Annotated in this window: 27 protein-coding genes; 22 read left to right on the top strand and 5 right to left on the bottom strand. The window is 65.4% G+C overall.

Annotated features, from left to right (window positions below):
• The first annotated feature begins 68 nt into the window (after nt 1-68).
• The 6 genes from CO669_RS01075 to CO669_RS01100 all read left to right on the top strand — a co-directional run bounded on the left by CO669_RS01075 (nt 69) and on the right by CO669_RS01100 (nt 5,021).
• Nucleotides 69-683, top strand: a complete 615-nt coding sequence (locus CO669_RS01075) for a nuclear transport factor 2 family protein (protein WP_097657353.1) — start codon at nt 69-71, stop codon at nt 681-683.
• A 45-nt stretch (nt 684-728) separates the two neighbouring features.
• Nucleotides 729-1,589: a lysozyme inhibitor LprI family protein gene (locus CO669_RS01080; protein ID WP_097657354.1), complete on the top strand. Its 861-nt coding sequence runs from the start codon at nt 729-731 to the stop codon at nt 1,587-1,589.
• Between the two features lie 274 nt (nt 1,590-1,863).
• Nucleotides 1,864-2,316 carry a hypothetical protein gene (locus CO669_RS01085; RefSeq protein WP_097657355.1) on the top strand — a complete coding sequence of 151 codons (453 nt, stop codon included), beginning with the start codon at nt 1,864-1,866 and terminating at the stop codon, nt 2,314-2,316.
• A 123-nt stretch (nt 2,317-2,439) separates the two neighbouring features.
• Nucleotides 2,440-4,317 carry a molecular chaperone HtpG gene (gene htpG / locus CO669_RS01090; RefSeq protein ID WP_097657356.1) on the top strand — a complete coding sequence of 626 codons (1,878 nt, stop codon included), beginning with the start codon at nt 2,440-2,442 and terminating at the stop codon, nt 4,315-4,317.
• Between the two features lie 128 nt (nt 4,318-4,445).
• The gene (locus CO669_RS01095) at nt 4,446-4,724 is read left to right on the top strand and encodes a DUF3551 domain-containing protein (protein ID WP_097657357.1); all 279 of its coding nucleotides are present in this window, start codon (nt 4,446-4,448) and stop codon (nt 4,722-4,724) included.
• Nucleotides 4,725-4,733: 9 nt separating this feature from the next.
• Nucleotides 4,734-5,021 carry a DUF3551 domain-containing protein gene (locus CO669_RS01100; protein WP_097657358.1) on the top strand — a complete coding sequence of 96 codons (288 nt, stop codon included), beginning with the start codon at nt 4,734-4,736 and terminating at the stop codon, nt 5,019-5,021.
• Between the two features lie 55 nt (nt 5,022-5,076).
• Here the strand turns inward: CO669_RS01100 and CO669_RS01105 are convergent, their stop codons facing one another.
• A complete protein-coding gene (locus CO669_RS01105; RefSeq protein WP_097657359.1) occupies nt 5,077-6,057 on the bottom strand; it encodes a Bug family tripartite tricarboxylate transporter substrate binding protein in 981 nt (326 codons plus the stop codon).
• A 252-nt stretch (nt 6,058-6,309) separates the two neighbouring features.
• Here CO669_RS01105 and CO669_RS01110 point away from each other — a divergent pair, with 252 nt between their 5' ends.
• The 5 genes from CO669_RS01110 (at nt 6,310) to CO669_RS01130 (ending at nt 10,922) form a co-directional block, all read left to right on the top strand.
• Nucleotides 6,310-8,115, top strand: a complete 1,806-nt coding sequence (locus tag CO669_RS01110) for a long-chain-acyl-CoA synthetase (RefSeq protein WP_097657360.1) — start codon at nt 6,310-6,312, stop codon at nt 8,113-8,115.
• 141 nt (nt 8,116-8,256) lie between these two features.
• Nucleotides 8,257-8,502 carry an acyl carrier protein gene (locus CO669_RS01115; RefSeq protein WP_097657361.1) on the top strand — a complete coding sequence of 82 codons (246 nt, stop codon included), beginning with the start codon at nt 8,257-8,259 and terminating at the stop codon, nt 8,500-8,502.
• A complete protein-coding gene (locus CO669_RS01120; protein ID WP_198963752.1) occupies nt 8,489-9,871 on the top strand; it encodes a class I adenylate-forming enzyme family protein in 1,383 nt (460 codons plus the stop codon). Before CO669_RS01115 ends, CO669_RS01120 begins: the two co-directional genes overlap by 14 nt.
• Nucleotides 9,864-10,586, top strand: a complete 723-nt coding sequence (locus CO669_RS01125) for an SDR family NAD(P)-dependent oxidoreductase (RefSeq protein ID WP_097657362.1) — start codon at nt 9,864-9,866, stop codon at nt 10,584-10,586. Before CO669_RS01120 ends, CO669_RS01125 begins: the two co-directional genes overlap by 8 nt.
• A 126-nt stretch (nt 10,587-10,712) precedes the next feature.
• Nucleotides 10,713-10,922 (top strand): hypothetical protein, encoded by a 210-nt coding sequence (locus tag CO669_RS01130; RefSeq protein WP_097657901.1) that lies wholly within the window; start codon nt 10,713-10,715, stop codon nt 10,920-10,922.
• A gap of 4 nt (nt 10,923-10,926) precedes the next feature.
• On the opposite strand, the gene CO669_RS01135 is transcribed toward CO669_RS01130, so the two are convergent.
• Entirely contained in the window at nt 10,927-11,325 is a 399-nt protein-coding gene (locus CO669_RS01135) for a hypothetical protein (protein WP_097657363.1), read from the bottom strand.
• Between the two features lie 238 nt (nt 11,326-11,563).
• Between CO669_RS01135 and CO669_RS01145 the strand changes: the two genes are divergently transcribed.
• Complete coding sequence (locus tag CO669_RS01145; RefSeq protein WP_097657364.1) at nt 11,564-12,709, top strand: DUF3095 domain-containing protein; 1,146 nt, start codon at nt 11,564-11,566, stop codon at nt 12,707-12,709.
• Nucleotides 12,710-12,713: 4 nt separating this feature from the next.
• Here the strand turns inward: CO669_RS01145 and CO669_RS01150 are convergent, their stop codons facing one another.
• From CO669_RS01150 to CO669_RS01160, 3 genes are all read right to left on the bottom strand, one after another.
• Nucleotides 12,714-13,148 carry a DUF2147 domain-containing protein gene (locus CO669_RS01150; protein ID WP_097657365.1) on the bottom strand — a complete coding sequence of 145 codons (435 nt, stop codon included), beginning with the start codon at nt 13,146-13,148 and terminating at the stop codon, nt 12,714-12,716.
• Nucleotides 13,149-13,255: 107 nt separating this feature from the next.
• Nucleotides 13,256-14,641, bottom strand: a complete 1,386-nt coding sequence (locus CO669_RS01155) for an MATE family efflux transporter (RefSeq protein ID WP_198963753.1) — start codon at nt 14,639-14,641, stop codon at nt 13,256-13,258.
• A gap of 80 nt (nt 14,642-14,721) precedes the next feature.
• Nucleotides 14,722-15,249, bottom strand: a complete 528-nt coding sequence (locus CO669_RS01160) for a GNAT family N-acetyltransferase (protein WP_097657367.1) — start codon at nt 15,247-15,249, stop codon at nt 14,722-14,724.
• A gap of 243 nt (nt 15,250-15,492) precedes the next feature.
• Here CO669_RS01160 and CO669_RS01165 point away from each other — a divergent pair, with 243 nt between their 5' ends.
• The 10 genes from CO669_RS01165 (at nt 15,493) to CO669_RS01210 (ending at nt 23,218) form a co-directional block, all read left to right on the top strand.
• Nucleotides 15,493-16,089: a superoxide dismutase gene (locus tag CO669_RS01165; RefSeq protein ID WP_014491764.1), complete on the top strand. Its 597-nt coding sequence runs from the start codon at nt 15,493-15,495 to the stop codon at nt 16,087-16,089.
• Between the two features lie 253 nt (nt 16,090-16,342).
• Nucleotides 16,343-16,954, top strand: coding sequence for a permease (locus CO669_RS01170; RefSeq protein WP_097657368.1), 612 nt, complete (start codon nt 16,343-16,345; stop codon nt 16,952-16,954).
• The gene (locus CO669_RS01175) at nt 16,951-17,451 is read left to right on the top strand and encodes a hypothetical protein (protein ID WP_097657369.1); all 501 of its coding nucleotides are present in this window, start codon (nt 16,951-16,953) and stop codon (nt 17,449-17,451) included. Before CO669_RS01170 ends, CO669_RS01175 begins: the two co-directional genes overlap by 4 nt.
• Nucleotides 17,452-17,550: 99 nt before the next feature.
• Nucleotides 17,551-17,799: a hypothetical protein gene (locus tag CO669_RS01180; RefSeq protein WP_097657370.1), complete on the top strand. Its 249-nt coding sequence runs from the start codon at nt 17,551-17,553 to the stop codon at nt 17,797-17,799.
• A gap of 2 nt (nt 17,800-17,801) precedes the next feature.
• Entirely contained in the window at nt 17,802-18,557 is a 756-nt protein-coding gene (locus tag CO669_RS01185) for a metal ABC transporter ATP-binding protein (protein WP_198963754.1), read from the top strand.
• 6 nt (nt 18,558-18,563) lie between these two features.
• On the top strand, nt 18,564-19,433 hold the full coding sequence (locus CO669_RS01190) for a metal ABC transporter permease (protein WP_097657372.1): 870 nt from the start codon (nt 18,564-18,566) through the stop codon (nt 19,431-19,433).
• Nucleotides 19,434-19,435: 2 nt separating this feature from the next.
• Nucleotides 19,436-20,299 carry a metal ABC transporter solute-binding protein, Zn/Mn family gene (locus CO669_RS01195; RefSeq protein ID WP_097657373.1) on the top strand — a complete coding sequence of 288 codons (864 nt, stop codon included), beginning with the start codon at nt 19,436-19,438 and terminating at the stop codon, nt 20,297-20,299.
• A gap of 54 nt (nt 20,300-20,353) precedes the next feature.
• Complete coding sequence (locus tag CO669_RS01200) at nt 20,354-21,406, top strand: CobW family GTP-binding protein (RefSeq protein WP_097657374.1); 1,053 nt, start codon at nt 20,354-20,356, stop codon at nt 21,404-21,406.
• The gene (locus CO669_RS01205; protein ID WP_198963802.1) at nt 21,406-22,428 is read left to right on the top strand and encodes a WD40 repeat domain-containing protein; all 1,023 of its coding nucleotides are present in this window, start codon (nt 21,406-21,408) and stop codon (nt 22,426-22,428) included. The genes CO669_RS01200 and CO669_RS01205 overlap by 1 nt, the downstream gene beginning before the upstream one ends.
• 73 nt (nt 22,429-22,501) lie before the next feature.
• Nucleotides 22,502-23,218, top strand: coding sequence for an MgtC/SapB family protein (locus CO669_RS01210; protein ID WP_097657376.1), 717 nt, complete (start codon nt 22,502-22,504; stop codon nt 23,216-23,218).
• The last annotated feature ends 1 nt before the right edge of the window (nt 23,219 follow it).

Raw genomic sequence — 23,219 nt, forward strand, 5'->3', positions numbered from 1 at the left:
CGCCGCGCTTGACGGCTATCGAATTCGCCGCTCATACCTCGTGCATTGATGCCAATCGGAGACGCGCCATGGACCAGCAGCTGCTCGATCGCCTTGCCATCCGCGATCTCGTCGAGAACTGGGCGGTCTGGCGCGATGCCGGGGACTGGGAGCGCTTTGCCACGGTCTGGCACGAAGAGGGCTGGATGTCCGCCACCTGGTTTCAGGGACCGGCGCGGGAATTCATGCGCGTCAGCCAGGAGGGCTTTGCCAGGGGCGTGCGCATCCTGCATTTCCTCGGCGGCACCAGCATCGACCTCGCCGGCGAGCGGGCCATCGCCCAGACCAAGATGACGATCTCGCAGCGTGCTCTCGTTCACGACGTGCTCTGCGACGTCGTCTGCACCGGACGCTTCTACGACTTCCTGGAGAAGCGGCAGGACCAATCAGGAAACGGAAAATGGGGCATCGTCCGTCGCCAGCCGATCTACGAGAAGGACCGGATCGACCCGGTCGATCCCGCGGCAGAGCTTAAGCTCGACCAGAAGGCGCTCGCCGCGCTGCCCGAGGGCTACCGGCACCTCGCCTACATGCAGGAACTGATCGGCTACAAGGTCAAGCGCGACATGCCGGGCCTGATCGGGCCCGAGGTCGAGAAGCTCTATGGTGAGGGACGGGACTGGCTGGCGGGGAAGGCGACGTAGGCCGCAGACGGAGTCGGCGTGTGTAGCTCGTCTTCTGGAAATGGCATGAAACTGGTTTCCGTTCTGGCGTTGGCCGCTTGCGCCGTCATCTCTCCCTCGGCCGTCCAGGCGCTTGACTGCGCGAAGGCATCTCTGCCGGCGGAGAAGCTCATCTGCGCTTCTCCGGAGGCGAGGCGGGCCGACGAGGCGATGAGCGTCGCCTATTTCGCGTTGTTGCGCCGGACGACGGATCCCGACTTCCGCGAAGCGCTCATACGCAGTCAGCGACGGTGGATTGAGGCCCGTTCACGCGGTGTTCCGAGAATTGAAGGGGAGCAAGAGGAGGAGGCTGACGACCGCAAGGTGCTGTTGAAGATCACCAGGGATCGCCTCAATTTCCTCAAGGGAAACGAGCCCATCCGCACGATGGAGCAGCAGCGGAAAATCGCGTCTAAAGAAAGCGGCGGGCCGTTTGCAGGCTATGAAGGTCCCTGCGGATTCATGCCTCCGCGCTATGGTCATTGGGAGTATGCCTGCTGGATTACCACGCATCGCCAGCACAACGGCCGAATCTGTAGCGTTGGGATGGAGTGGGCCTCCGGTCACACCACCGAGCGACGGCTTGTCAGTGTTACGACGAACGGCGAACCCAGACCGGTCGCGAGTTGCTACACTGGCTATGCGGGATTGGTCTGCCCCGACCCGGAAAACATTGCCAGCGTTGGACCCGCCGCTCACTGGAACACGAACCCTCAGATATCTTTCGGTGATTTAGGTCCACCGCGGGCTGGCAGTCTCACGAAATACGATCCTGAAGGCCCGGCAGGATTGGATGAGCCATGGATGCAAGACTGCCTATTCGCTCCAAACTACCCTCCGCCAGATGTGAGCCGACCTAATCCGGCTCCGGCCGAGAAGAACCGGTAGTCTCTGCCGGTTCGTAAGGCAGATACCCCCAGACAAAAGTAAGGCGCGACTGGCATCACCACAGTCGCGCCCTACGTCGCCGGCTTATGGGGCAGGGGGGAATAGCCGGCTGTTGAGACGACTCCTGTCTGCGCGAGTCGTTCCGCGCCTTGCGAAATTTTTTTGGGGGCTGCCGTCGTTGTCACACACGGTTAAGTGATCGTAACGGCCAAGAACCCCCGGTCCTCTGCCCGCGTTGTTCCCGTGATCGCCATGGGGCGAGGGACCAATAGCCATGTCACAGATTCACAAGGCATTTTTAGGCGCCGTCGCGATTGCTGCTACGCTCGGTGCGGTGCAATTGGCCTCCGGTCACGATCTGGCCGACCGCTGGCAGGCGGTCGCCGATGTGCACAGCCACAGCTTGAGCTACGCGCCAAGCCCTAATGTCACAAGCCCGAACGTCACAAGCCATAACGTCAATCGTGCCGGCAAGGCCGACCGCCTTGCCGAACGCAAGCAGGCCGCGGTTCCCACCCGCACCGTCTCGATGCGGCTGAACGACCTCGCCGACACCTCGGTGCTGTTGCGGGTCCCCGCGGTGATCGAGACCGGTAACGCCAAGCCGCCGGTGCTGCTCCAGAACCAGAACAAGGTGCGCACCAGGCCGACGATCGCCTGTGAGCCGATGGTCAGCTCGCTGACCGAGGTCGCAAAGCTGCTCCAGCCCGGCCGTTGCGTGACCTGATCTGCGGCCCCTGCCGGGCCAGGCCTCCTTCCGCCGGAGGATGGCTGTTCACGTCCACTTGATCCTTCTTCCGCTCGCGTTATATCCCGGGTTTCTTCCCCTTCGTTTTGACCGGGTAAACGCATGACGACGTCAGACACGGCTGTGCATACGCAGCCCTTCCAGGCCGAGGTTTCCGAGCTTCTGCACCTCATGGTGCACTCCGTCTATTCCGAGACCGACATCTTCCTGCGCGAGCTCGTCTCCAACGCCTCCGACGCCTGCGACAAGCTGCGCTACGAGGCGATCGCGAACCCGGCGCTGCTGGGCGAGGGCGACGCGCTCAAGATCCGCATCATCCCCAACAAGCAAGCCACGACGCTCACGATCGCCGACAACGGCATCGGCATGGAGCGGCAGGAGCTGATCGACCATCTCGGCACCATTGCCCGCTCCGGCACCAAGGCGTTCGTGTCGAAGCTGAAGGAGGCCAAGGACGGCCTCGGCCTGATCGGCCAGTTCGGCGTCGGCTTCTATTCCGCATTCATGGTCGCCGAGAAGATCGTCGTGATCAGCCGCCGCGCCGGCGAGAGCGACGTCTGGACCTGGACGTCCTCCGGCGGCTCCGGCTTCGAGATCGCGCGCGCCAGCGACGAGGAAGCCGCGCGCGTGGCGCGCGGCACCGAGATCGTCCTGCACCTGAAGGACGATGCCAGGAAATATCTCGAGGCTTTCGAGATCGAGCGCATCGTCGGTGCCTATTCCGACAACATCCTGTTTCCCATCGAGCTGGTGCCGGAAGAGGGCGAGCCGCGGCAGATCAATTCGGCCAGCGCGCTGTGGCAGCGTTCGAAATCCGAGCTGACGGCAGACGACTACAAGAAGGCCTATCAGCAGATCGCCTCCGCCTTCGACGATCCCGCCATGACGCTGCACTACCGCGCCGAGGGCCGCTACTCCTACGCCGTGCTGCTGTTCGCACCCTCGACCAAGCCGTTCGACCTGTTCGAGCCGAACCGCAAGGGCCGGGTGAAGCTCTACGTCCGCCGCGTCTTCATCACCGATGACGCCGACCTGCTGCCGGGCTATCTTCGCTTCATCCGCGGCGTCGTCGACAGCGAGGACCTCCCGCTCAACATCTCCCGCGAGATGCTGCAGAACAACCCGCAACTGGCGCAGATCCGGAAAGCCGTGGCGACCCGGGTCGTGTCGGAGCTGGAAAGCCTCGCTGACAAGGATCCAGAGAATCTTGCAAAGATCTGGGACGCCTTCGGCGCGGTGCTCAAGGAAGGTATCTACGAGGATTTCGAGCGGCGCGAGAAGCTGCTGGCCCTGTCGCGTTTCACCACGACGTCGGGCGAGACGCGGTCGCTGAAGCAGGTCATCGCCGACTTCAAGCCGAACCAGACCGAGATCTATTACCTCGTCGGCGACAGCATCGAGCGGCTGAAATCCAATCCGCGACTGGAAGCTGCCACCGCGCGCGGCATCGAGGTATTGTTGCTGTCCGATCCCGTCGACGCCTTCTGGACCTCGATGCCCTCGGAGTTCGACGGCAAGCCGCTGAAGTCGCTGAGCCAGGGCGATCTCAATCTCGACCTGATCCCGCGCGTCGACGACAAGGACGAAGCGAAGAAAGACGAGCCTGAGGCCGATGAAGCGGCTACCATCGCCGTGATCAAGGCCGCGCTCGGCGAGCGCGTCAGCGACGTCAAGGCTTCGACGCGCCTGACCAGCTCGGCCTCCTGCCTCGTCGCCGACAGCCAGGGCCCGAGCCGCGAGCTCGAGCGCATCCTGTCGCAGCAGAACCGCGGCATGCGCACCAAGCCGATCCTCGAGATCAATCTGCGCCATCCGCTGGTCACGGCGGTCACCAGGGCGCAGGCCGGCTCGAACACGGTCGACGATCTCAGCCTGCTCCTGCTCGAGCAGGCGCAGATCCTGGACGGCGAGCTGCCGGAAGACCCGGCGGCATTTGCGGCGAGGCTGAACCGGTTGGTGTTGCAAGGGCTCGGCGGCTAGCGCCGCTGACCGCTGCGCTCACCTTGCCGTCATCTGTCCCTTGGAACAGTCGCCTCCGGCCTGATGTTATGCCATAGCAGGCCGTCGGCATCAGACCCGACGACGCCGTCGATTCGAGGATTAAGTCCATGCGCTTGCCGATTTTGACCCTCACCGCGATTGCCACGCTGTTCGTTGCGACCGGTGCCAGCGCCCAGACCTATGATCCGCGCTACCCGGTGTGCATGCACGTCTATACGCCCGGCGGCTTCGGTGGTGGCGGCGGTGATTATTTCGATTGCTCGTTCACCTCGCTGCCACAGTGCCGAGCGACTGCATCGGGCCGTTCGGCCAGCTGCGACGTCAATCCCTATTATGCCTTCGACCAGCCGCCGCCTCCGCGCAAGCGTCACAAAAAGGTGCAATAGAGCTTTCCGATGCGACGTACCGGAATACTGTCCCTCCTCTCGTCCGGCCTGATCATGGTGGCCGGATTGCTCGCGACCGCGCCGTCGCAGGCGCAGACCTTTGATCCGCGTTATCCGGTCTGCATGCACGTCTATTCCGGCGCGAATGGGGGTGGCGGGGAGTGGTACGATTGCTCCTTCACCTCTCTGCCGCAATGTCGCGCCACGGCCTCCGGCCGTTCCGCGATCTGCGATCCCAACCCGTATTATCCGGCCTACGCGCCGCCGCAGCGATACCGCTTGCGCCGTAGCGGCTAACGCCGGGCGATTGCCACGACGCGTGATCGGCGCGCCTTGCGAGCAGGTGCGAAGGCTAATCCTTTCGGATCCCCGACAGCTCGACCACCTTGCGCCAGCGGTCGGTTTCGGCCGTCAGCATGCCGCCGAACTCACGGGCGTCGCCGTGCAGCGGGACGGCGCCGAGCTCGGCGATGCGGGCCTCGATGCCGGCATCGGACAGCGCGGCGTCGATCTCGCGATTGAGCAGGTCGACGATCTCGCGCGGCGTATCGTGCGGAGCGCCGACGCCGTAGAACGACGACGTCTCGTAGCCGGGCAGCGTGTCCGCGATCGAGGGCACCTCGGGCAGGATCTCCGAGCGCTCGCGTGTGGTGACGCCGAGCGCGCGCAGCTTGCCGGCGCGTACCAGCTCGAACGACGAGGTGACGTTGTCGAACATGCCCTGGATCTGTCCACTCATCACGTCGGTCAGGCCCGGCGCCGAGCCGCGATAGGGGACATGGGTGAACTGTACGCCGGCCATCGATTTGAACAATTCGCCCGAGAGGTGCAGCGAGGTGCCGATGCCCGAAGAGGCGATCGATATCTTGCCGGGATTGGCCTTGGCGTAGGCGATGAAGTCGGCGACGGTCCTCACCGGCAGGTCGTTGTTGACGACCAGCACGAGCGGAATCCGCGCGACGCCGGCGACCGGTGCGATGCCCTTGGCGAAATCATAGGGCAGCGCCGGATCGAACGACGCGTTGATCGCGTTTGCGGTCGAGGTCAGCAGCAGCGTGTAGCCGTCGGGTGCCGAAGCGATGACCGCCTGTGTCCCGATATTGCTGCCGGCGCCGGGCTTGTTCTCCACGATGAAGGTCTGGCCCAGCCGGTCGGACAGCCGCTGGCAGAGCAGCCGCGACAGCAGGTCGGTCGCGCCGCCCGGCGCATAGGGCACCACCCATTTCACGCTGCGCGAGGGGTAGGACGGATTGCCGAGGGCGAAGGCGCGCGGTGCGGCGAGCACGGCGGCGGCGCTTGCGGCGGTCTGAAGGACATGTCGTCTGGTGATCATCGGTCTTGCCTCAACAAGAAGCCGAAGCACGCTCTTCTTCCTGCTCCTGCAAGGGGAGAGGTCCAGAGTGCCCGCTCGGCATCGTTGCTATCGCAAGAATTGCGCTGCGGTGCACGCCGATCCCGCCGGCTTGGTAAAGGATCGCTAGAGTTAATCGCGCACTAACGGAGTTTTACCTTGTCTCTTAACACCTGGGCAGGCGGCGCGAGCTAAGCTGCCGGTATCAGCAGGCAGCCCGAGAGAAAGAGCGGCATGACGACCGGTGTCATCGAACGGCAAAAAGTCGCGCGCGCGCCTTCGGCTTCGAAGATCTGGCTGAAGGCCATCGAGCTCACCGCGCGGATCGAAACGCTGCCGGGACGCCTGTTCGCCGACGTCATCGACGATTGGGCACAGCGCCAGCCCGACCGCGTCGCACTGGTCACGGACGACGGAATTCTCGCCTACGAAGGCCTGTCGAAGCGCATCAATCGCTACGCGCGCTGGGCACGCTCGGTCGGTGTCGCCAAGGGTGAAACCGTGGCGCTGATCATGCCGAACGGTATCGACTATGTCGCGGCCTGGCTCGGCATCAGCCGGGTCGGCGGCGTGGTCGCGCTGCTCAACACCAGGCTGGTCGGACCCTCGCTCGCGCACTGCATCGACGTCGCGAGGCCCACGCATATCGTCGTGGCGCACGAGCTGACGGAGATGCTGCAGGGCGCAGCGCCGCATCTGACGACGCACGCCAAGGTGTGGACGCATGGCGACGCGCGCAGCGATCTCGCCATCGACGTCGCGCTTGCGGCGCTGGATGATGCCCCGCTGTCGCCGGAGGAGCGCGGCGAGGTCACCATCGACGACCGCGCGCTGCTGATCTACACCTCGGGCACAACGGGCTTGCCGAAGGCTGCCAGCATCAGCCACCGCCGCATCCTCAATTGGGGCTTTTGGTTTGCCGGTCTCACCGGCGCCACGCCGCAGGACCGGCTGTACGATTGCCTGCCGTTGTTCCACTCCGTCGGCGGTATCGTCGCGCCGTGCAGCATGCTCGCCGCCGGCGGCTCGGTGGTGATCGCGGAGAAATTCTCGGCCTCGCATTTCTGGCCCGACATCGTCCGTCACGACTGCACGCTGTTTCAATATATCGGCGAGCTCTGCCGCTACCTGCTTAAGGCGCCGCCGTCGGAATACGAGAACCGCCATCGCCTGCGCCTCGTCTGCGGCAACGGCCTGCGCGGCGACATCTGGCAAGATTTTCAGGATCGTTTCGCCATTCCCCGCATCCTCGAATTCTATGCGGCGACGGAAGGCAATTTCTCGCTGTTCAACGTCGAGGGCCAGCCGGGCGCGATCGGCCGGGTCCCGCCACTGCTGGCGCATCGCTTTCCTGCCAATCTCGTCAAGCTCGATCCCGACAGCGGCGCGCCGCTGCGCGATGACGAGGGTTTCTGCATCGCCTGCGCCCGCGGCGAAGCCGGCGAAGCGATCGGCCGCATCGGCACCGCCGACGAGGGCGGCGGCCGCTTCGAGGGCTACACCGACGCCGGCGAGACCGAGAAGAAGGTCCTTCGCAATGTCTTCGCCAAGGGCGATGCCTGGTTTCGCACCGGCGATCTGATGCGGATCGACGACAAGGGCTTCTTCCATTTCGTCGACCGTATCGGTGACACGTTCCGCTGGAAGGGCGAGAATGTCGCGACCTCGGAGGTGAACGAGGTGATGCGCGATTTCACCGGCGTGGTCGACGCCACCACCTACGGCGTCAGCATCCCCGGCGCCGACGGCCGCGCCGGCATGAGCGCGATCGTCGTCAACGAGGGCTTCGACATCGCAGCACTGCCTGCACATCTCGCGCAGCGCCTGCCCGCCTATGCGCGGCCTGTGTTCATCCGCATCTCCAGCGAGATCGATGCGACCGAGACGTTCAAGCAGAAGAAGGGCGATCTGTCGCGGGAGGGCTTCGATCCCGCCGTAATCTCCAATCCGCTGTTCATGGCGGATTCAAATTCGGCATCCTACGTGCCGCTGGACGCCGAGGCCTATGCGGCAATCCTGGACGGCGCGATCAGGCTGTAGGCAGGCCAAAAATCGGCAGATAGGTCCAATTTTATCTGAATTGTCCAAGAAGCCATTTACTTCTCTCGGGTAAACAAGCCGCCATGGGGAGGCGGCCAGCAAGGGCCGCCGCAACGCCAACGATAACAAAGCGAGCCAGCCATGTCGGTAAGGTCTAAGGTCATTGAGGCGATCCGGCAGATCGCCAAGGAGCAGAAGGTCGCGCTTCCGGAGCTGTCGGACGATCTGTCGCTGCACGAGACGGGCTTCGACTCGCTCGCCTTCGCAATTCTCGTCGCGCGCCTCGAGGACGATACCGGCGTCGACCCCTTCACCATTTCCGAGGACGCAGCATTCCCCGCCACGGTGGGTGATTTCGTGCGGGCCTACGAAAATGTCCCCGCGTGAGATTTTTGCACTTCGCGACCATCTCGGCGCGGAGCTGAAGGGACGCACGATCTCCGATGCACAAGATGTCGTGTCGCTGACCGACATCCTGTCGCAGACGGTCCTCGGCGGCCGCCTGCACGAATTGTCCGGCCGCGCCGTGCTGCTCAAACTGTCCGACCAGCTCCGGTCGGGCCTCGCCATGATCGAGCTCGACGGCATCGCGCGTCGCATGCTGCTGTGTCCGCCCGATCTCAACCCGGCCCATCTCGACGCGCTGATCGCGGATGCCGGGATCGATGCCGTCGTCACCGACGAGCCCGACCGCTGGGCCGGTTCGGGGGTGTCGCTCGTCGTCACCGCACAATTGCCGCCAAAAGCCACCGCGCCGGCCAGGACCGAACGCGCCACGGAATGGCTGATGCTCACCTCGGGCACCTCGGGCGTGCCGAAGATCGTCGGCCACACGCTGGAAGCGCTGACTGGCGCGATCGTCGCCGAAGGCCCCGCGCGCGGACCTGCGCCGGTCTGGGCGACGTTCTACGACATCCGCCGCTATGGCGGCCTGCAGATCTTCCTCCGCGCCATCCTCTCCGGCGGTTCGATGGTGCTGTCGGATCCGCATGAGGCGCTCGGCGATCACGTCGCGCGGCTGAAGGCGCGCGGCGTCTCGCACGTCTCCGGCACCCCGTCGCACTGGCGCAAGCTTTTGATGAGCGGTTCGGCCGCGCAATTCGCCCCGGCTTACGTCCGCCTCTCCGGCGAAATTGCCGATCAGGCGGTGCTCGACGGGCTGAAGGCGGCATTTCCAAAATCGTCCGTCGGTCATGCCTATGCCTCGACCGAAGCCGGCGTCGGCTTTGCCGTGAACGACGGGCTGGAAGGCTTTCCGGCCGACTATCTCGGCAATCGCAATGGCGTCGAGATGAAGGTGGTGGACGGCTCGCTGCGGATCCGTTCGACGCGCACCGCACATGCCTATGTCGGCCGCGGCGCCGCGGCGCTGACCGATCACGACGGGTTCGTCGACAGCGGCGACATCGTCGAGCGGCGCGGCGATCGCTATTATTTCGTCGGCCGCCGCGGCGGCATCATCAATATCGGCGGGCTGAAGGTCCATCCCGAAGAGATCGAGGCGGTCATCAACCGCCATCCCGACGTGCGGATGTCGCGGGCAAAATCGCGCAAGAGCCCGATCACCGGCGGCATCGTGGTCGCCGACGTGATCCTCACCGAGGGCACCGATCCCGCGCGTGCGAAGGATATCCGCGACCAGATCCTCGATCGATGCCGCGCGCAGCTCGCGTCCCACAAGGTGCCGGCGGTGATCCGCTTCGTCGAGGCGCTTGACGTCACCCCGGCCGGAAAGTTGGCGCGCACCGATGCATAATGTCCTCGTCACCGGCGGCAGCCGCGGCATCGGCCTTGCGATCGGCAAGCGCCTGGCCGGCACCGGCTACAACGTCATCGCGGCGGCGCGGCGCGAGAGCGACGAGCTCAAGGCTGCGATCGCGGATTCGGATGGACGCCTCCATTTCCGCGCCTGCGACCTTGCCGTGATCGACGCGATCCCGGCCTTCGCAAAGCTCGTGCGCGACGAATTCGGCCCGGTCTACGGCCTCGTCAACAATGCCGGCCTCGGCACCGAAGGCCTGCTCGCCACCATGCATAATTCCGAGATCGAAGCGCTGGTGCAGCTCAACGTGCTGTCGCCGATCATCCTCACCAAATATGTGGCGCGGCAGATGATGGCGGACGGCGCGGGCCGCATCATCAACATCTCCTCGATTATCGCGACGACCGGCTATAACGGCCTGTCCGTCTATGGTGCGACCAAGGCGGCCGCGACCGGCTTCACCCGCTCGCTGGCGCGCGAGGTGGGCAAGGTCGGCATCACCGTGAACGCGATCGCACCGGGCTTCATCGACACCGAGCTGACGCACAATCTGTCCGACGAGGGCCGCAAGCGCATCGCCGGCCGCAGCGCCCTGCGCCGCCTGCCGGAGACGGATGACGTCGCACGCATGGTGGAATATCTGCTCGGCGAAGGCGGCCGCAACGTCACCGGATCCGTGTTCACCGTCGATGCCGGGAATACCGCATAAGCGGAACCCGGCCGTCATGATTGCGTTGATCCGGCACAATGACAGTCAGCCGGATTTGGTCGTAAGATGCCCCGCAATCGATTGGGTTACGTCAATCGATCTGCCCTAATCGACAGGGAGCAGTCCATGGCCAGCCCAAACATGACCGCTTCAACTCAGGGCCCGATGGAGCCATCCCGCGCCAGGCTGGACGACGTCCACTGCCCGCCGATGACGCACCAGAATTCCGGCAGTCACGGCTATGAAATGTACCCGCAGCAATTCGTGCGCCTGGTCGGCTGCCATGACACGTCCCTTGATGCCTTGCGCAAGCGCCAGGACGCGAAGTTGCACTAGCTACTCACGTCCGGTGCTTCGGCGGATCCTTCGCCAGGTCGATCCGTTCGTGGGAAAATTCCGGCGGCCCTTCGGTGAGGCGGCGGATGCGGCGTTCGCGTTCGTCGGCCGGCAGGGCCGGATCGAGCAGTGTCTCGATCTCGTGGATGGCGATCTCCTCGATCCTGCTGGCCTCCGACGCGATCGGGTGTTCTGACGGCAGCACCGGGGGCGCGGTCTTCAGGCCCAGCTCGATCAGCTTGCAGATGGCATCCGAACGGGTCAGGCGATGGGCTTCAGCCCAGGCATCGACGGCTTCCGTCAATCTTTCGGGCATCTTCACCGCGCTGATCGGGTCGATGCCCGTGCGCCGGCGGACCGGAGAGGTGGAGTCCTTGTTGCCGAAGTCGGACACCTCGATCATCCCATGAAACCCGTGGAGCTGGACGACGATAGCCGCACTCGCCGGCCGTTCGTTTGATGCCGATCAATGACCTGCCGCGGCATCGCAGCGCGGCCGCATCTTGTTGCCGCCGCATCTTGTTGCGGCATCTTGTTGTCTTGGCCCGTTTCGGCCAATGATCGAAAGGGGGCGCCGACCGGCGAACCCGGATCGATCCTGCCACGTATTTGTTGCGCATTCCAACCATCCGGCATCCCCGATGACCTCAGGCGAATCCTTCTATGACGGCATTCCCGTCTTTCGCGGCTTCACCAGCCTGATGGACCCCGCGCTCTACGCGCCGCTCCCGGACGACTGGAGCATCGGCGTTGCCGATATCGTCGATTCCACCAAGGCGATCGCGGCGCAGCGCTACAAGGCGGTCAACATGGCCGGCGCGGCCGTGATCGCGGCGGTGACGAACGCTTTGGAGGGACGCGAATTCCCCTTCGTGTTCGGCGGCGACGGCGCAAGCTTTGCCGTCGCGCCGTCCGATCTCGATGCTGCGCGCGCGGCGCTGGCGGCGACCGCGACCTGGGTGCGGGAAGATCTCGATCTGACCATGCGCGTTGCGCTGGTGCCGGTGAGCGCCATTCGCGCGCAGGGCCTCGACGTGCGGGTCGCGCGCTTCGGCCCGTCGGCCAATTTGTCCTATGCGATGTTCTCGGGCGGCGGGCTCGCCTTCGCCGATGCCGCGATGAAGCGCGGCGAGTTTGCGGTCACGGAGGCGCCCGCCGGCACACAGCCCGATCTCTCCGGCCTGTCCTGCCGCTTCGAGGTGATGCCGGCCTCGCGCGGGTTGATCCTGTCGGTGCTGGTGATGCCGGCACGGGACGTCGACCCGCATGCCTTCCGCGAGGTGATCGAGGACGTCATCCACCTCGTCGAGCGCAGCCCGGACGGCGCGCGCCCGGTGCCGCCGCAGGGGCCGCCGCTGAAATGGCCGCCGCAGGGGCTGGACTACGAGGCGCGGACCAGGCGCGGCGGTCCGCTGCTCGCGCGCAGAGCCAGCGTGCTGGCCTACACGCTGTTCGTCTATCTGATCATGCGCTTCGACCTCAATGTCGGCGGCTTCGTGCCAAACGTCTACAAACGCCAGGTCGTCGAGAATTCCGACTTCAGGAAATATGACGACGGGCTGCGCATGATCCTCGACTGTACGCCGGAGCTCGAACGCGCGCTGAGCGATCGTCTGGCGGCGGCCGCGCGCGCGGGCATCGTGCGCTACGGCCTCCATCAGCAGGACGCCGCCATGATGACCTGCTTCACGCCGTCGGCGTTGCGCAGCGATCACGTGCACTTCATCGATGGCGCGCGAGGCGGCTACGCCTCGGCGGCAACGGCGCTGAAGGCGATGATGGCCTGATCTGCTATCGTCCCGCCCGCGTCCAGGTCTCGCCGCCGCAGAGCGCGCCGACGCAGCCTTCGACCCGCAGTGAATCCGCGCCCGTCACGCTGATGCTGCTGGCATAGGTGCTGCCGTCGTCGGCATTGTAGATCTGGCCGGACCATTTGTTCGGCCCCGCGGGCTCCATGCCGCTGAACAGCGGCAGGCCGATCATGGACCGCTTGGCGAGCGCAGGATTGGGATTCTTGCTGTCGGTAGCAGGCTGGCCGGTCGCGGTATCGTAGGGCTCGCGCAACCAGGCGACGACGCCGCAGATGCCGCCGCCGCATTTGGTGATCTTGACGCGCGCATCGCCCGCCTGGGTCAGCCATGTCCCGTCGACGTTCTGCGCATGCGCGGTAGATGCGCCAAGCAGCGCGGTAAGGAGGACGACGAGAGCGGCGAATCTGGAAGTCATGGAATGGGCCCCGAAAATGGAGCGCCTCCATAGCAGGCCGGCGAGATAGTGCAACGCTGGCCGGAATCACATTCCTGCGTTTATCGATGGGCGTTTACATACTGCGCTCATTTGCCCCAGCGGCTGAAGGCGACCGAGGCGGCCGTCGACAGGCCGAACACCACCATGGCACCGCCGACCAGCGAGAACAGCGTCCAGGCCGGCGCTTGCACCGTCATCAGCGCGATGCCGCCGATCGCGACGATCAGAAGCCGTGCAGTGGACGCCAGCACGGGACCGCCGACACGCGCCGCGCCTTGCGATGAGAAATACAGCGACACGCCCATTCCGAAGAACGCGAAGGCCGGGCCGGCCCAGTGGAAATAGCTATGCGCGGCCGCGGTGACGCCGGGATCGTGCGTGAACAATGACACCCACAACGCGGGATCGAGTGCGATGACGAGCCCGATCAGGCCGACCGTGAGCCCGGAGACCGCCGCCGCAGTCCAGGCCACGCGGCGGGCGCGTGCGGTTTGTCCGGCGCCCATCGCCATGCCGACCATCGGCACCGAGGCGATGCCGAAGGCGAAGGTGATCGGGATCAGCAAAAATTCCAGCCGTGAGCCGATGCCGTATCCGGCCAGCATCTCGGTGCCGAAGGTCGCTAGGATTTTCGTGAAGATCAAGATCGTGAGCACGGTCTGCAGCGGCGACAGGCAGGCGACCGCGCCCACTTTCAGAATATCCAGGAACATTGCGCGCTCGAAATGGAAGGCGCGAAGATCGAGCTGCAGCCGGCTGCGCCCGGACAACAGGTACCAGAGGAAGAAGATCGCGGCGCAGCTGAACGCAATCAGCTGGCCGGCCGCGACACCCGGCATGCCGAACTGCTTTACGCCGAACAGGCCGAGCCCGAGCGTGCCGCCGAGCGCGATCTGCAGCACGCTCGCGCCAATCAGCGTCATCGAGGGCAGGCGCATGTCGCCGGTGCCGCGGATCACCGACGCCAGCGTGTTGACGAGCCAGATCGCGACCGCGCCGGAGAACAGCACCTGCGAATAGTCGCTGGCCTCCTCGAGCACGCGCTCGCGGCCGCCGAGCAGTGTGAAGAACGAACGGCCGAAGACCAGCATCATGGCCGTGAAGAACAGTCCGCCGCAGAGGCCGATGATGGCGGCATGCAGCGCCAGCGTCGCGGCGCGGTCGCGATTGCCCGCGCCGAGCGCACGGCTGATCGCGGACGACACGCCGCCGCCCATCGCGCCCGCGCTCATCATTTGCGTCAGCATGGCGAACGGAAACACCAGCGCGATCGCGGCGAGCGGGACGGTGCCGAGCCGGCCGATATAGGAGGTCTCGGCGATCGCGACCAGCGTGCTGCCGACCATCGCGATCATGTTGGGGATCGCGAGCCGGAGCAGCGTCGGCAGGATCGGCGCGGTCAGCAGGCTCGCAATCGGGGAGGCGACCGGTGCGCGCGGCGGGACGGCGTCTAGGGGGGCGTCGATCCTCATGCTCACCGGGCGGAATATTAAATGATGATCGACATATTATAGGGCGCGCGAGGCCCGCACCACCCCTCACCGTGCAGGGCTCACCAGGGCAGGCCGCAGAGGTCGATGGTGCCCAGCGTCGGCGCGCGGACGATGTTGAAGACGTATGGCGCCATCTCGGTGAAACGGATCCGCCCCTCCGGCTGCTCGCAATAGACCTCGCCCTTGAAGGGCAGCCAGCTCCTCGTCTCGTAGAACGAGAAATTATGAGGCTCGCAGAACAGCAGGGCGAAGCGGACGGCCTCGTTGGCGCGCATGGTGTGAACCGCCGCGTCGATTGCCACGGTGGCGTAGCCGCGGCCGCGCCGGTCCTCGCGCGTGCAGACCCCGCCGATGCCGCCGATATGGACCTTCTGCCCATTCCAGGTGACGGTGCGGAAATAGATGCCGACATGGCAGACGAGGCCATCCTCCGGCGTCTCGATCAGGACGCGCAGATCGGCATTGGCCCATTTGAGGTGAGCCCAGGGCTTGTCCGCGATCCTGTCCGGCCCCCAGACCGCCTGATGCAGCGGCTCCGCGATCCGCCACGACGCGTCACCGTTCAAAATGTCGATCTCGATGCTCATGACCCTGTCTCTCGCTACGCGGCTGCGCGATCCATTCGTTCTGTCATAACCGCTTCAAAGGCAATGATATTTTGTGGCCGCCCGGCAGTCTCGCCTTGCGGGGTCCCAGGTGCAGTGAAGTTGTGCAATCTGGCCATGTCGTCGCATCACGTGTTTTCGCAAATTGGCGGTATTTAACGGCCGGGGAACCTTCTATAAGAGTCCCCGTTAAGCCAGTTCCCCATCAGTCGCGGACAAGAACCCATGACCTTTACGCTGCCCCCACTCCCTTACGCCTATGACGCCCTCGGCCAGTTCATGTCGAAGGAGACGCTGGAATTCCACCACGACAAGCATCATCAGGCCTACGTCACCAACGGCAACAACGCGCTCAAGGGGACCGAATGGGAAGGCAAGTCCCTTGAGGAGATCGTCAAGGGCTCGTTCGGCAAGAACCCCGCCGTGTTCAACAACGCCGGCCAGCACTACAACCACATCCACTTCTGGAGCTGGATGAAGCCCAACGGCGGCGGCACCAAGCTGCCGGGCAAGCTCGAGAAGAAGATCAACGAAGACCTCGGCGGGTTCGAGAAGTTCAAGACCGACTTCCAGGCGGCCGGTGTCGGCCAGTTCGGCTCCGGCTGGTGCTGGCTCCAGGTCAAGAACGGCAAGCTCGAGATCTCCAAGACGCCGAACGGCGAGAATCCGCTGGTGCACGGCGCCACCCCGATCCTCGGCTGCGACGTCTGGGAGCACTCCTACTACATCGACTACCGCAACCGCCGCCCGGACTATCTCAAGGCGTTCGTCGAGAACCTCGTGAACTGGGAATACGTCGAGTCCCTGTTCGACAAGGCCTGAGCTTCATTCCGGGGCGCGCGTAGCGCGAGCCCGGAATCCATTCATCCACTCGGGCTGACGCCCGATGGATTCCGGGCTCGGCGCTGACGCGCCGCCCCGGAACGACAACAAGGCGGTCGCGTGCGCGGCCGCCTTTTTGCTGTGCGGAATTGCCCTGCGCGGCGTGCGCACAGGTCTGTCATCACGCCGTTTGCATCGGGGGAACACCGCCCTTAATCAGGAAGGGCATCACCCTCGAGCCGCTCCACGCCAATTGTCAGAACCTTCCCCGAACAACCCGGCGCCCGCCGAGGACGCGGAATCCGAGCCGCGGCCGGGACGCGTGCGCAAGCCGATCGGCTGGTCCACGATCATCATCGCGGTTCTGGTCGCGGTGAGTGCGGTCTTGGTCTGGCGGCGTGACGGCACCGCCGGCGTTCTGGACATTCTGACCCATGATCTCTCGCTGTTCTCGGGCATCCTGCCGCGCGTGCTCGCCGGCTGCCTGCTCGGCGCCTTGATCTCGGAAATCCTGCCGCACGAGAAGGTCTCGCGCTCGCTCGGGCCGAAATCCGGGCTGATGGGCCTTTTGATCGGCACCGCCTTCGGCGCGATCCTGCCCGGCGGTCCATTCACCGCCTATCCGGTGGCGAGCGCGCTGCTGGCGGTCGGCGCCGATTTCGGCGCCACCATCGCCATGGTCGTGAGCTGGACGCTGATCGGCTACGGCCGGGCCGTGGCCTGGGAAATCCCGATCATGGGCACAGATTTCACGCTGTGGCGGATCCTGATCTCGCTGCCGCTGCCGGTGCTCGCCGGTGCGCTCGGCCGCTTCGTCTATGTCCGGCTTTATCCGCAGCCGATTGCCAAGGACGACGAGAGTTGAGCGCGGCCCTTCTCATCGACATCCTGCTGTGGGGCTCGGTGCTCGGCGTCGGGTTGATCGCCTTCCGGCGCGGCCCGACGGTGTTCAAGGCCTCGCTGCGCGAGGGGGCGATGGATTTCATCAACATCGTGCCGCGGATCGCGCTCGGGGTGATCGGCTCGGGCTACATCGCCGCCATCATCCCGCAAGAGGTGATCACCGGATGGCTTGGGCCGGACAGCGGCTGGCTCGGGGTTGCGAGCGCCGTGGTCGCCGGCGCGGCCACGCCCGGCGGGCCCGTGATCGGCTTCTCGATCGGCACGGTGGCGCTGAAATCGGGCGGCGGGGTGCCCCAGGTGGTCGCCTACGTCGTGGCTTGGGCCCTGTTCGCCTTCCAGCGGGTGATCCTGTGGGAAATCCCGTTCATGCCGGCCCGTTTCGTCTGGTTCCGCTGCGCGGTGTCGGTGCCGTTTCCGTTCGTGGCCGCGGCCATCGCGATGGTGATCGGCAAGCCCTGAGCCGTCTCCATCTGCTGTCATTCCGGGGGCAGCCTCGCCGCCCTGGAACGATGGTCACCGGTCGTGGACAGCCGTAATGTTATAATATAACGTCATGCCATGGTTCCCGCCGCATCCCACGCCCATCCTCCCGACCATGCTCATGGCCATTCCCATGGTCATTCGCACGACCACGGGCATGCGCACGGGCACGACCACAGCCACGCCCATGTCCACGACGCCACCTCGCCACACCCCGCCCAGGCGGCCTCCTGGTCGATCCTGCGCATGACGCTGGCGGGCCGTCTCGCGGCAGCGCTCGCCGTCTGCGCCGTGCTCTGGGGCGTGGTCTTCCTGGCGATGAGGTGAGGATGGCGGCGCTCCACTTTCATAATGTGACGCTCGGCTACGACCGGCATCCGGCCGTGCACCATCTCAGCGGCGAGGTTGCGCGAGGCGCGCTGGTTGCCGTGATCGGCCCGAACGGCGCTGGCAAGTCGACCCTGCTGCGCGGCATCGTCGGCATCCTGAGGCCGCTCGACGGCAGCATCCATCTCGGCGGGCTCGACAGCAGGGACGTCGCCTATCTGCCGCAGAGCGCGGAGATCGACCGCAGCTTCCCGATCTCGGTGTTCGATTTCGTCGGCACCGGATTGTGGCGCGGCACGGGCTTGTTCGGTGGCATCGGCAAGGCCGCCCGCGACAAGATCCTGCGCGCGATCGCGTCCGTCGGCCTCAACGGCTTCGAGAACCGCCCGATCGGCACGCTCTCGGGCGGCCAGATGCAGCGGGTGTTGTTTGCGCGCGTGGTGCTCCAGGACGCCAGCCTGATCGTGCTCGACGAGCCCTTCAACGCCATCGACAGCAAGACCACGACTGACCTGCTCGCGCTGGTGAAGCACTGGCATGGCGAGGGCCGCACCGTGCTCGCGGCGCTTCACGACATGGAGATGGTGCGAAGCCATTTCACGGAGACGCTGGTGCTGGCGCGCGGTCCGGTCGCGTGGGGGCCGACGGCGGAGGTGCTGACGCCGGAGAACCTGCTGGTCGCGATGCGGATGTGCGAAGCCTTCGACGACAGCGCTGCGGCCTGCGCCGCCGATGACGCAAGCTCGCAAGCGGCCTGATATCAGATGCTTTACGACGCGCTGATCGGCCCGTTCACCGAATTCGAGTTCATGCGGCGGGCGCTTGCCGCCGTGATCGCGCTCTCGCTCGCGGGGGCGCCGATCGGCGTCTTCCTGATGCTGCGCCGGATGAGCCTGGTCGGCGACGCCATGGCGCATGCGATCCTGCCGGGTGCGGCCGTCGGCTTCCTGCTCTCCGGTCTCAATCTGTTCGCGATGACGGCCGGCGGCCTGATCGCCGGCTTTGCGGTCGCGATCCTGGCCGGCGTGGTCGCGCGCTCGACCGGGCTGAAGGAGGACGCCTCGCTCGCCACCTTCTATCTGGCTTCGCTCGCGCTCGGCGTCACCATCGTCTCGATCAAGGGCACCAATATCGACCTGCTGCACGTGCTGTTCGGCAACATCCTCGCGATGGATGACCAGACGCTGCTGGTGGTCGCCTTCAACGCCACCGTGACGCTGCTGGTGCTCGCCGTGATCTACCGGCCGCTGGTGATCGAGAGTGTCGATCCGCTCTTCTTGCGCACCGTGAGCCGGGCCGGGGGCCCGGCGCATCTCGCCTTCCTTGCGCTCGTCGTCATCAACCTCGTCAACGGCTTCCAGGCGCTCGGCACGCTGTTGGCGGTGGGCCTGATGATCCTGCCGGCGGGCATCGCCCGGTTCTGGTCGCGCGATCTCACCGCGATGATCTCCATCGCGGTCGTCGCTGCCGCCGTTTCCGGCTATGCCGGCCTCGTGCTCTCGTTCCAGACCCGCGTGCCCTCGGGGCCCGCCATCATTCTGGTCGCGACCATCATCTACATCGCCTCCGTGCTGTTCGGCCGCGTCGGCGGCGTGGTCAGGCAGATGTTTCCCGGCCGGCATCTGGAGGCGTGACGATGCGCTTCCTTCTGCTCGTCGCCCTGCTGCTGCTCGCCTCGCCACTGCACGCGGCGGAGCGGCTCAATGTCGTCGCGAGCTTCTCGATCCTGGCCGACTTCGTCCGCAATGTCGGCGGCGACCGCATCAACCTGACCACGCTGGTCGGCGCCGACAGCGACGTCCATGTCTACACGCCCGCGCCCGGCGATGCGAAGCGGGTCGCGGAGGCGAAGCTCGTCATCGTCAACGGGCTTGGGCTGGAGGGCTGGTTGCCGCGCCTCGTGCAGTCCGCCGGCAGCAAGGCGCAGGTCGTCACCGCCAGCGCCGGCATCGCGCCGCTCAAGCTTGGCTCCGCCGCCGATCCGCACGCCTGGCAGTCCATTCCCAACGCCAAAATCTATGTGGCTGATATCGCCAAGGCGCTGGCTGCCGCCAATCCGGATGACGCGGCATTCTTCGATGCCCAGGCCCAGGCCTATCTGGAAAAGCTCGAAACACTCGACCGCGAGGTCCGCGAGGCCGCGGCCAAGATCCCGCCGGACCGGCGGAAGGTGATCTCGACCCATGACGCCTTCGGCTATTTTTCAGCCGAGTACGGTATCCGGTTCATCGCCCCCCTGGGCGTCTCCACCGAAACCGAGCCCAGCGCGCGGGACATCGCGGCCATCATCGGCCAGATCAAGGCTCAAAAGATCCCGGCCGTATTCCTGGAGAATATCAGCGACGACCGGCTGATCCGCCGGATCGCCGCCGAGACCGGGGCCAAGGTCGGCGGGACCCTGATTTCGGACGGTTTGACCGGCGAAAAGGGGCTTGCACCCACTTACATTGATATGGTCAGGCACAATATAAAGGCCCTGACCAGCGCGCTTGACCATTAGGGCAGGGGCCACCCCGCCTCGCGTCGCGCGACAAGCCCTATGTCCGGAGTTGTTATGTCTGAAGCGACCTCCCCAAAGATTCCCGTGACCGTCCTGACCGGCTATCTCGGCGCCGGCAAGACGACGCTTTTGAACCGCATCCTGTCCGAGAACCACGGCAAGAAGTACGCCGTCATCGTCAACGAGTTCGGCGAGATCGGCATCGACAACGACCTCATCATCGGCGCCGATGAGGAGGTGTTCGAGATGAACAACGGCTGCATCTGCTGCACCGTGCGCGGCGACCTCGTGCGCATCATGGACGGGTTGATGAAGCGCAAGGGCAAGTTCGACGCCATCATCGTCGAGACCACCGGCCTTGCCGATCCGGCACCGGTCGCGCAGACCTTCTTCGTCGACGAGGACGTGCAGAAGAACGCGCGGTTAGACGCGGTGGTTACGGTCGCCGACGCCAAATGGCTGTCCGACCGGCTCAAGGATGCGCCCGAGGCCAAGAACCAGATCGCGTTCGCCGACGTCATCGTGCTGAACAAGACCGACCTCGTTTCCAAGGGCGAACTCGCCGAGGTCGAGGCCCGTATCCGCGCCATCAACCCCTATGCGAAGCTCCATCGCACCGAGCGCTGCTCGGTGGCGCTGGCCGACGTGCTCGATCGCGGCGCGTTCGACCTCGACCGCATCCTCGACATCGAGCCGGATTTCCTCGAAGCCGGCGACGATCACGACCACGACCATGATCATCACCACCATCACGGCCACGACCATCACCACCATGATCACGGCCACGGCCTGAAGCACTATCACGACGAGGACATGCAGTCGCTCTCGCTCAAGACCGACAAGCCGCTCGATCCCAACGTATTCATGCCCTGGCTGCAGAATCTGGTGCAGGTCGAGGGCGGCAAGATCCTGCGCTCCAAGGGTATCCTCGCCTTCCACGACGACGACGACCGCTACGTCTTCCAGGGCGTCCACATGATGCTGGAGGGCAACCACCAGCGGAAGTGGAAGGACGGCGAGAAGCGCGAGAGCCGCCTCGTCTTCATCGGTCGCGAATTGCCGGAAGAGGCGATCCGCAAGGGTTTCGAGAGCTGCATCGTCTCGTGATGAAAGAGTTTACGCCGGCCCCCGATTCCGCCTCGATCGTCTCCGTCACCGACCGCGTCAAGCCTGTTGCGCTCGGCATGGGCGTGACCTCGGTGTATTTCCTCGGCGACCGCGCCGCCTTCGTCGGGGGCGAGGAGAACGTCGCCTTCGTCGATGCCAAGGGTGAAATCACCAACGTCGCCGTTCACAGCGGCGGCATTCTCTCCACTGCCTCCGACGGCAAACGCATCGTCATGGGCGGCGACGACGGCAAGGTCGTCTCGCTCGACGCCAAGGGCGATGTGACGCTGCTCGCGACCGATCCGAAGCGGCGCTGGATCGACGCGGTGGCGCTGCAGGCCGACGGCGGCGCGTTCGCATGGTCGGCCGGCAAGGTCGCGACCGTGAAGAGCGGCAAGGCCGAGGAGAAGTCGCTCGAGGTGCCCTCGACCGTCGGCGGGCTCGCCTTCGCGCCGAAGGGACTGCGGCTTGCGATCGCGCATTATAACGGCGCGACGCTGTGGTTTCCGAACATGGAAGGGTCGGCCGAATTCCTGCCCTGGGCCGGTTCGCATCACGCCGTCACTTTCAGCCCCGACAACAAATTTCTGGTCACCGCGATGCACGAGCCGGCGCTGCATGGCTGGCGGCTCGCCGACAACAGGCATATGCGCATGACCGGCTATCCCGGCCGCGTCCGCTCGATGTCCTGGAGCGCGGGCGGCAAAGGCTTGGCGACCTCGGGCGCCGACACGGTCATCATATGGCCGTTCGGCAGCAAGGACGGTCCGATGGGCAAGGAGCCCGCGATGCTCGCGCCGCTGCAGGCGCGCGTGGCGGTCGTCGCCTGCCATCCGAAGAACGACATCCTTGCCGCCGGCTACAGCGACGGCACCGTGCTGATGGTGCGGCTGGAGGACGGAGCCGAGATCCTGGTCCGCCGCAACGGCACCCCGCCGGTGGCCGCGATTGGCTGGAACGCCAAGGGTACGCGGCTGGCGTTCGCCGACGAAAATGGGGACGGCGGCCTGCTCGAGCTTTAATTCGTCATCGTTCAGATCATAGGGTGGGCAAAGGCGCTGTTGCGCCGTGCCCATCCGACGACGGCTCACCTTCATGCGATTTCTAACGACCTTCCAGATTGCTGATTTTGCCGACACGCTGGTCAGCCTGTTCACGGCCTTCGTGCTGGGCACGCTGATCGGCGCCGAGCGGCAATATCGCCAGCGCACTGCGGGCCTGCGCACCAATGTGCTGGTCGCGGTCGGGGCCGCCGCCTTCGTCGATCTCGCCATGCAACTGGACGGCGCCGACGGCGCGGTGCGGGTGATCGCCTATGTCGTCTCGGGCATCGGCTTCCTCGGGGCCGGCGTCATCATGAAGCAGGGCATGGACGTGCGCGGGCTCAATACCGCGGCGACGCTGTGGGCTTCGGCCGCGGTCGGCTCCTGCGCCGGTGCCGACATGATCGCGCAGGCCGCCGCGCTGACCGTGTTTGTCATCGCCGGCAACACGATGTTGCGACCCTTGGTCAATGCCATCAACCGCATTCCGTTGAATGAGAAGACCTCGGAGGCGACCTACTATTTCAAGCTCGCGGTCGCGGCCGATGCCTTGCCGGACATGCGCGACCGCCTCGTCGAGAAGCTCGAGGGCGCAAAATATCCCGTGGCGGGCATCGAGGTCGTCGAGCTCGGCGAGGACATGCTGGAGATTGTGGCAAAGCTGGTCGCAAGTGCGGTCGATCCGAACGAGCTGAACGCGGCGGCAACCGACCTGCAGCATCTGCCGGGCGTCCGGCACGCGACATGGGAAGTCAGCACGACGGAGTAGG

This window comes from Bradyrhizobium sp. Y36 (genome assembly GCF_002531575.1).
Classification (GTDB): Bacteria; Pseudomonadota; Alphaproteobacteria; order Rhizobiales; family Xanthobacteraceae; genus Bradyrhizobium.